6 protein-coding genes (1 of these 6 only partly in view) are annotated in these 7,500 nt (G+C 35.5%); all 6 read right to left on the bottom strand.

What is annotated here, in order from left to right; translation table 11 throughout:
* Window positions 1–1,306 carry the 5' portion of a DNA gyrase subunit A gene (gene gyrA / locus ACX9TM_RS00030; RefSeq protein ID WP_001282864.1) on the bottom strand. It extends 1,166 nt beyond the left edge of the window, so only the first 1,306 of its 2,472 coding nucleotides appear in the window; its start codon is at window positions 1,304–1,306; its stop codon lies beyond the left edge, outside the window.
* 88 nt (window positions 1,307–1,394) lie between these two features.
* The gene (gyrB, locus tag ACX9TM_RS00025) at window positions 1,395–3,317 is read right to left on the bottom strand and encodes a DNA topoisomerase (ATP-hydrolyzing) subunit B (RefSeq protein ID WP_000435982.1); all 1,923 of its coding nucleotides are present in this window, start codon (window positions 3,315–3,317) and stop codon (window positions 1,395–1,397) included.
* A gap of 38 nt (window positions 3,318–3,355) precedes the next feature.
* Complete coding sequence (recF, locus tag ACX9TM_RS00020; protein WP_000470745.1) at window positions 3,356–4,483, bottom strand: DNA replication/repair protein RecF; 1,128 nt, start codon at window positions 4,481–4,483, stop codon at window positions 3,356–3,358.
* Window positions 4,484–4,495: 12 nt separating this feature from the next.
* Complete coding sequence (gene yaaA / locus ACX9TM_RS00015; RefSeq protein ID WP_000821364.1) at window positions 4,496–4,708, bottom strand: S4 domain-containing protein YaaA; 213 nt, start codon at window positions 4,706–4,708, stop codon at window positions 4,496–4,498.
* 127 nt (window positions 4,709–4,835) lie between these two features.
* The gene (gene dnaN / locus ACX9TM_RS00010) at window positions 4,836–5,981 is read right to left on the bottom strand and encodes a DNA polymerase III subunit beta (RefSeq protein ID WP_001212884.1); all 1,146 of its coding nucleotides are present in this window, start codon (window positions 5,979–5,981) and stop codon (window positions 4,836–4,838) included.
* Window positions 5,982–6,159: 178 nt separating this feature from the next.
* Window positions 6,160–7,500: a chromosomal replication initiator protein DnaA gene (gene dnaA / locus ACX9TM_RS00005; RefSeq protein WP_000428017.1), complete on the bottom strand. Its 1,341-nt coding sequence runs from the start codon at window positions 7,498–7,500 to the stop codon at window positions 6,160–6,162.

Raw genomic sequence — 7,500 nt, 5'->3', positions numbered from 1 at the left:
ATCCAGTTAAGCGTTGCAGACGCATATCTAAAATCGCTTGCGCTTGTTTCTCACTTAAACCAAAACGTTCCATTAAGCCTTGCTTTGCAATATCTGCCGTTTTTGAACTACGAATTAACGTAATAACTTCATCAAGATGATCTAAAGCTATTCGTAATCCTTCTAAAATATGAGCACGTGCTTCTGCTTTTTCTAATTCATAAGCAGTACGTCTACGAATTACTACCTTCTGATGCTCTAAATAATGATATAGATTTTGTTTTAAATTTAGTACTTGTGGCTCCCCATTTACAAGAGACAACATATTAATACCGAAACTTGTTTGAAGCGCTGTATGTTTATATAGATTGTTTAATAGTACGTTTGCATTAGCATCACGACGTACTTCCATGACAATACGCATACCATTACGATCTGATTCATCACGTAAATCTGTAATACCTTCAATTTTCTTATCGCGAACTAATTCTGCGATTTTTTCAATTAATCGCGCCTTATTAACTTGATAAGGTAGTTCAGTTACGATAATAGATTGTTTACCGTTTGACTTCTCTTCAATTTCAACCTTAGCACGAAGCATAATGGAACCGCGACCTGTTTCATAAGCTCTTCGAATTCCACTTCTTCCTAAAATTAAACCTGCCGTCGGAAAGTCTGGACCAGGAATATATTCCATCAATTCTGCGATAGTAATATCAGGATTATGACTTAATGCCAGCACACCATCAATTACTTCGCCAAGCTGATGCGGCGGTATATTTGTTGCCATACCAACAGCAATACCTGTTGTACCGTTTACTAATAAATTAGGGAAACGCGCTGGTAGTACTATCGGTTCTCTTTCGGAACCATCATAGTTATCTTGATAATCAATTGTATTTTTTGAAATATCACGTATTAATTCCATAGAAATCTTAGACATTCTTGCCTCTGTATAACGCATTGCTGCTGCTGAATCTCCATCTACAGAACCGAAGTTACCATGCCCATCTACAAGCATATAACGTTGACTAAAATCTTGCGCCATACGTACCATTGTTTCATAAACGGCTGAATCACCATGAGGGTGATACTTACCGATTACTTCACCGACAATACGTGCTGATTTCTTATACGCTTTATCAGCTGTAATTCCTAAATCATTCATCGCATATAAAACCCTACGATGCACAGGTTTTAATCCATCACGAACATCTGGTAATGCACGAGATACGATAACACTCATTGCGTAATCTAAAAATGAGGTACGCATTTCATGACTAATATTAATTTCTCGAATTCGTGCTTGTTGTTGATTGTCTGACATCAACGAGCACCTCCTCTTACATTTCCGTTACACATACATTGATTTATATGTAGAAGACAGGAATACTTAGATTCCTGTCATTACTCATTTAAATATCAAGGTTCTTCACGTATTTTGCATTCTCTTGGATAAAGTTACGACGCGGTTCTACTTTATCACCCATTAAAATTTCAAACGTTTCGTCTGCTTCTATTGCATCTTGAAGAGAAACTTGAAGTAACGAACGTACTTCTGGATCCATTGTCGTCTCCCATAGCTGAGTTGGATTCATCTCCCCAAGACCTTTATAACGTTGAATTCCTGGTTTTGGCTGGGCTGGTAGCTCAGCTAAGATTTTTTCAAGTTCCTTATCGTTGTAAGCATATTGAATTTTTTTACCTTGTTGTATTTTAAACAATGGCGGCTGTGCAATATAGATATAACCACACTCAATTATTTGACGCATATAACGATAGAAGAACGTTAATAATAGGGTACGAATATGTGCACCATCAACATCGGCATCGGTCATAATAATAACTTTATGATAGCGTGCTTTTTCAATATCGAAGTCTCCACCAATATTTGTACCGATTGCCGTAATAATTGTACGAACTTCATCATTTGATAAAATCTTATCTAAGCGCGCCTTTTCCACATTAATAATTTTACCCTTCAGCGGTAAAATTGCTTGGAAATGACGATCGCGTCCTTGTTTTGCAGATCCACCCGCAGAGTCACCCTCTACGATGTAAATTTCACTAATTGCTGGATCTTTCGAAGAGCAATCAGCTAATTTACCAGGTAAACTTGAAACTTCTAACGCACTCTTTCGACGTGTCAATTCACGCGCTTTTTTCGCAGCTACACGTGCACGTGCAGCCATCGTACCTTTTTCTACAATTTTTCGCGCTACATTAGGATTTTCTAGTAAGAACTTTTCAAATGCCTCTGAGAATACAGACTCTGTAATTGTTCTCGCTTCACTATTCCCAAGTTTTGTCTTCGTTTGTCCTTCAAATTGTGGATTTGGATGCTTGATTGATACAATTGCTGTTAAACCTTCACGAACATCCTCACCAGTTAAATTACTGTCCGCATCTTTTAAAATGCTATTTTTACGACCATAGTCGTTGATTACACGAGTTAAAGCTGTTTTAAAACCTACCTCATGTGTACCACCTTCATACGTATGGATGTTATTCGTAAATGAGTAAATATTATTTGTGTATCCTTCGTTATATTGAAGAGAAACCTCAACCTGAATACCATCTTTTGAACCTTCTACGTACACAGGCTCTTCATGAATCGGTTGTTTTGAGCGATTTAAATGCTCAACGTATGATTTAATTCCACCTTCGTAATGGAATTCTTTCTTTTGCTTATGTTCACGTTTATCTTCAATTGTTAATTTAATATTACGATTTAAAAACGCTAATTCACGCATACGAGTTGCTAGCGTATCAAAATCGTATACTGTTGTTTCTTGGAAAATTTCCGGATCTGGTTTAAATCGAGTTATTGTTCCTGTTTGATCGGTGTCACCAATGACTTTTAAATCCGCAACCGGAATACCTCTTTCGTATTTTTGGTAATGGATTTTACCTTCACGATGTACAAATACTTCTAATTCTGTTGATAGAGCATTTACAACCGATGCCCCAACACCATGTAAACCACCAGAAACTTTATAACCGCCACCGCCAAATTTACCACCGGCGTGGAGAACAGTCATAATAACTTCTACAGCTGGACGTCCCATTTTTTCTTGTATACCAACCGGAATACCACGCCCATTATCCGTTACACGAATACTATTATCTTCTTCGATACTAACATTAATTTCATCACAATAACCTGCAAGTGCTTCATCAATACTATTATCTACGATTTCCCAAACAAGATGGTGAAGCCCTTTTCCACTTGTAGATCCAATATACATACCAGGGCGTTTCCGAACTGCCTCTAGTCCTTCAAGCACCTGTATCTGACTTTCATCATATGCATTTTCTTGCATTTGCTTTTGTTCCATTGACACAAAGATCACCTACTTTTCCATTTAAACAGGGGTTATTCCCTATCTATTTCACAATCTACAGTGCCGTTCGTTACATGAATTGTTTTCGCTTCTTTTAATGTTTCGTGTTCAATTCCGTCGACACTCGTCGTTGTAACAAATGTTTGCACTTTTCCTTGAATTGTATTTAAAAGATGTGATTGACGATAATCATCTAATTCTGATAAAACATCATCCAACAAAAGGATTGGATATTCTTTAACCTCTGAATAAATCAATTCAATTTCAGCTAATTTTAGGGATAGTGCGGTCGTTCGTTGTTGTCCTTGCGAACCAAAGACTTGAACATTTTTACTATTAACGAAGAATTGTAAATCGTCACGATGAGGACCAATTAAAGTCGTACCACGGAAAATTTCACGTTGTTTCACAGATTGAAAACTTTCATAGTATACTTCTTTTATTTTCGACAAATCCATTGATTCTGATACATCTACACTTGGTTTATAGACAATTTCTAACTCTTCTAATCCACGGCTTATACCTCGATGAATTGGAGCTGCCCATTCCTGTAGCAAATGCAAAAATTCAAAACGTTTTTGCAGTATTTTCGCACCATGCTCAATTAGTTGAAGTGTAAATACATCCAACATCGTTTCCTCATTCTTACTATTCCCTTGCATTTTTTTCAACAAGTGATTTCGTTGCGTGAGCACCTTTTGATATTGACTTAATTCATACAAATATACAGGAGCTATTTGTCCTAATTCCATATCTAAAAAGCGTCTTCTTACTTGAGGGCTTCCTTTTACAAGATTTAAATCTTCTGGGGCAAACATGACAACGTTCATCACGCCAATATATTGACTTAACTTTTGCTGTTCAAGTTGATTTAATTTTGCCTTTTTACCTTTTTTCGAAATATTTAATTCCAAAGACAAAGAACTGTTTCTTTTTTGTAATTTCCCTTTTATTTGACCAAAATCTTCATCCCAGCGGATAAGTTCGCGATCATTAGAGGTTCTATGAGATTTCGCCATCGCTAAAACATAAATAGCTTCCATCAAATTTGTTTTCCCTTGCGCATTTTCGCCGATAATTACATTTACCTTATCTTCAAAGGAAAGCTCTAATTTTTCATAATTGCGATAGTTTTTTAATTGTATTTCTGAAATAAACAAAGGGCTCCCCCTTTATGCCTGAACTTGGAAAGTTCCGCTTCCTGGAATTTCAATAACATCATTCGCATATAGTTTGCGACCTCTTCTATTTTCAAGTTCGTTGTTCACGTACACTTCATATTCTTGTAAAAACCATTTTACAGCGCCACCTGTATCAATTACATCAGCTAACTTTAAAAATTGTCCTAGTGTAATATACTCTGTTGAAATTTTAATACGTTTCATAAAATCGCTCACTTTCTGAAAGTGTTCATTCTTTCATTGTACTAAATAAACTAGCATTAGGAAAGTAATACCCAAAAATCAAATAAGGGCCACTAGCATCTTTAAACTAGCAACCCTTATTCCTTACCTAGTAAGTACGAACCGGTAAAATTAATTGAATAATTGAATCATCATTTACTGTACGAATTAAGAACGGTCTCATCGCCCCAGTAAAGCTAACTTTAATCTCTGTACTATCCAAAGCTTTCAATGCATCCATCATATATTTTGCACTAAAAGATATTTTTAACTCTTCTCCATCTACTTTTTCGCATTGTACTTCTTCAACAACTTTTCCGATTTCTGGTGAATTCGAAGAAATCTCTAGCATTTCTTGCTCTAAAGTTGATAATTTAACAACGTTATTGCGGCCATCTCTTGCTAATAGTGAAGCGCGATCAATTGCTTGTAGGAATTCTTTTGTATTCACAAAAATATCCGTTTTACTCTCTGCCGGAATTAAACGTGTCGTATCAGGATAATTCCCTTCTAACAATCTTGAGAAGAATAATAAATGTTTTGTACGGAATAATACTTGATACTCCGTAATAACGATATCTACCATTTCTTCAGACTCATCTAAAATTTTACTTAATTCATTTAAGCTCTTACCTGGGATAACAACATTAGCTTGGAATTCATCTGCAATGTTATGTCCTTCAATTTTTGCTTTTCGAAGTGCCAGCCTATGACTATCTGTTGCAATACAAGTTAACTCGCTGTTATATACCTTCCAGTTTACACCTGTCAAGATTGGTCTTGTTTCAGAAGTAGAAACTGCAAATACAGTTTGTCTGATCATATGTTTAAGTAAATCTGTTGGTATCTTAAATACATGATGTTCTTCAATCTGTGGCAATAACGGATATTCTGCAGAATCTAAACCATTTAAGTTAAACTCTGATTTTCCAGATTTTATTTTTGTCATAAAATGATTTTCTACAGAAATTTCGACAGTGTCTTTAGGTAGTTTTTTTACGATCTCACTAAAATATTTTGCCTGTAAAACAATGCTTCCTGATTGAGCTATTTCTACGATTTCTTTTCCATCTTCTTCGACTGGAATAAACGATTCAATTGAAATATCAGCATCGCTTCCTGTTAATGTAACTCCTTCTTCAGTTGCTACAACTTTAATTCCCGTAAGAATTGGGATTGTTGTACGAGAAGAAACTGCCTTCATTACATCTTGTACACCTCTTACAAGATAGTCTTTTTGTATTGTAAAACGCATAAAGAAAAACCTCCGGTAAGTATAAGATTTTATTTAATTAATAAAGATAAAAAATAGTAGTAATAGTAATAGGGCTTGTGGATATGTGGATAACCCCGCTAAAGGATGTAAAAACAGTCTATCTACATGTGGATAGACTGTGCGTAAAACAAGGTAAGTTATTCACACTATTCAGCTACTACTTTAAAATACCATTAATTTCTTCAACTTGCTTTTGTAATTGCGTATCGGTTTTTAGTAGTTTAGAGATTTTTTCATGGGCATGGATAACTGTTGTATGATCACGTCCACCAAATTCTTCACCTATTTTTGGTAAAGAGGAATCTGTAAGTTCGCGCGATAAATACATTGCAATTTGGCGAGGAAACGCAACTGATTTTGTACGTTTTTTCGCTTTAAAATCTTCTAATTTCACTTGATAAACGTCCCCGACAGCTTTTTGAATATCATAAATAGAGATAATTTTCGGCTTAGAATTTGGAATAATATCTTTAAGTGCTTCAGCTGCTAAATCAGCATTAATATCTTTATTAATTAAAGATGAATAAGCTACAACTCGGATAAGTGCACCTTCTAATTCACGAATATTTGAATCAATTTGATTTGCGATATAAAGCATAACTTCATTTGGTATATCAAGCCCTTCAGCTTTTGCTTTTTTGCGTAAAATCGCAATTCGTGTCTCTAAATCTGGCGGCGTAATGTCTGTAATAAGTCCCCATTCAAAGCGGGAACGAAGACGATCTTCTAAAGTTGGAATTTCTTTTGGTGGTCGGTCACTAGAAATTACAATTTGTTTACTTTCTTCGTGTAATGCATTAAATGTATGGAAAAACTCTTCTTGAGTCTGTTCTTTTCCAGCAAGAAATTGAATATCATCTATCAATAAAACATCTACGTTACGATATTTATTACGAAAATCAACAGCTTTATTATCACGAATAGAGTTAATAAATTCATTTGTAAATTTTTCTGATGATAAATATACAACTTTTGCATTTGGATTATGTTCAATTACATAATGACCAATTGCGTGCATTAAATGTGTCTTTCCAAGTCCAACTCCCCCGTAAATAAAGAGTGGATTATACGCTTTAGCTGGCGCCTCAGCTACAGCTAATGAAGCTGCATGGGCAAAACGGTTACCAGAGCCAATAACAAATGTATCGAATGTATATTTTGGATTTAACATGCTCTGTGGTAAATGAGCTGAATCATCTTGTGCTGGATTCGGCTTAACTGGAGGCAGATCAATGTCCTCTTCAGCTTGACTTTGGGGAATAATAAAGCGAATTGCTAATTTTGCCCCTGTTAAATCGTATAGTGTTTCTGAAATTAGTTCGGAGTAATGAGATTCTAGCCAGTCACGAGCAAATTCATTCGGAGCTGTAATCGTTAATACGTCTTTCTTCAAGTTATGAGCCGTTGTGGATTTTAACCATGTCTCATAACTAGGCTTGCTTACCTTTTTTTCTAATTCTTTTAAGGCACTATTCCATAAATCAGAGATATTTTCCAA

This window comes from Bacillus sp. LH1 (genome assembly GCF_057924895.1).
Note: the sequence above shows the minus strand (reverse complement) of the source record. Positions and strands in the feature narration are given on the sequence as shown.

Excerpts from the sequence above, each read along its gene's own strand:
- gyrB (WP_000435982.1), bottom strand. The coding sequence starts at position 3,317 with ATGGAACAAAAGCAAATGCAAGAAAATGCATATGATGAAAGTCAGATA.
- yaaA (WP_000821364.1), bottom strand. The coding sequence starts at position 4,708 with ATGAAACGTATTAAAATTTCAACAGAGTATATTACACTAGGACAATTT.
- dnaN (WP_001212884.1), bottom strand. The coding sequence starts at position 5,981 with ATGCGTTTTACAATACAAAAAGACTATCTTGTAAGAGGTGTACAAGAT.